The sequence below is a fragment of the Synechococcus sp. R5-13 genome (assembly GCF_047462015.1).
Lineage (GTDB): Bacteria > Cyanobacteriota > Cyanobacteriia > Thermostichales > Thermostichaceae > Thermostichus.
The window spans coordinates 1-1,073 of sequence record NZ_JANSIL010000178.1 but is presented as its reverse complement, the minus strand read 5'-3'; the positions used below and the strand labels follow the sequence as shown (position 1 = coordinate 1,073).

1 protein-coding gene is annotated in these 1,073 nt (G+C 56.7%); it reads right to left on the bottom strand.

The annotated features are described in order from the left end of the window. Positions 1 to 143: 143 nt before the first annotated feature. On the bottom strand, positions 144 to 920 hold the full coding sequence (gene ubiE / locus NW840_RS12910; RefSeq protein ID WP_414344696.1) for a bifunctional demethylmenaquinone methyltransferase/2-methoxy-6-polyprenyl-1,4-benzoquinol methylase UbiE: 777 nt from the start codon (positions 918 to 920) through the stop codon (positions 144 to 146). Positions 921 to 1,073: the final 153 nt, after the last annotated feature.

The window sequence follows — 1,073 nt, the reverse complement described above, 5'->3', positions numbered from 1 at the left end:
GTTTCAGGCCCCTCGGCGGAGAAAAATAAGGGGAAATTGCAGCCGTTCGCGCCAGCGGGACGGAGTCCTTTCGCGCCAGCAGGACGGAGTCCTTAAACGAGACCCTGTCGATCTAGGCCCCTGGATCCCGCTCTGGACAAGGGTTATAGTCGGGGGGAGTCGCTTCCCTTCGGGGAAGTGGAATTAGTGGAATTAATGGAAACAATACGAAACTTCTCAATCACCAGTACCCCCATCATGCCCCACGCTAGGGGGTAGAACTTGGCACTGGCAAACCCTGCCTGCAAAGCCATTTGTCGTTGCTCTTCTCCAGAGGGAAAGCGATCTAGGCTGGGATCAATGTAGGCATATTCGGATCCCAGTCCCAAAGTTTTGGCCTGGGCAACCACCTGAGTGTTCAAGTACCAGCGCTGAAATTGTTCGCAAAGAGGGATCCCTGTGGGGCGGTGAAAATCCAAAATGGCGGCACGACGTCCTGGCTTCAGTACTCGCCTAATCTCTCGCAAGGCTTGGGGAATATCGGTTACATTGCGCAAGCCGTAGCCCATGGTAATGGCATCGAAGCTACTGTCGGGAAAAGGTAAGGCCAAGGCATCTCCCAAAACCCACTCCAGGGAGTAGCCAGGGAAGAGCCGGGAGCGACGCCGGGCAATCGCCAGCATGGCGGGAGAGAAATCTAGGCCCACCACATGTCCCCTTCGTCCTACTCGGCGGGCCAACTGCAGAGCCAGATCACCGGTTCCACAGCACAGATCCAGCACATATCCTCCTGAGCTGGCGCCCGACCAACGCACGGCCATACGCTTCCAAACCTGATGGAGGCCCAGGCTCAAGGTTTGGTTGAGGGAGTCATAGTGGGGAGCAATGCAGTCAAAAAGCGCTCGGATTTCCTCAGGCTGTTCAAAGGTTGGGCTAGGCACCTCTTCTCAACTCCACCTCATGTTCCCCGTACAAACTTTGTTGCTCCTGTTGCTCCGCAACGCTACGTGACCGGATCTGTGGTGTAAACTACCCGGCTCCGACCGCTAAGCGGTACGGAGCGGGCTTTCAGTAGCCCTGGGCCTGCTCTGCTC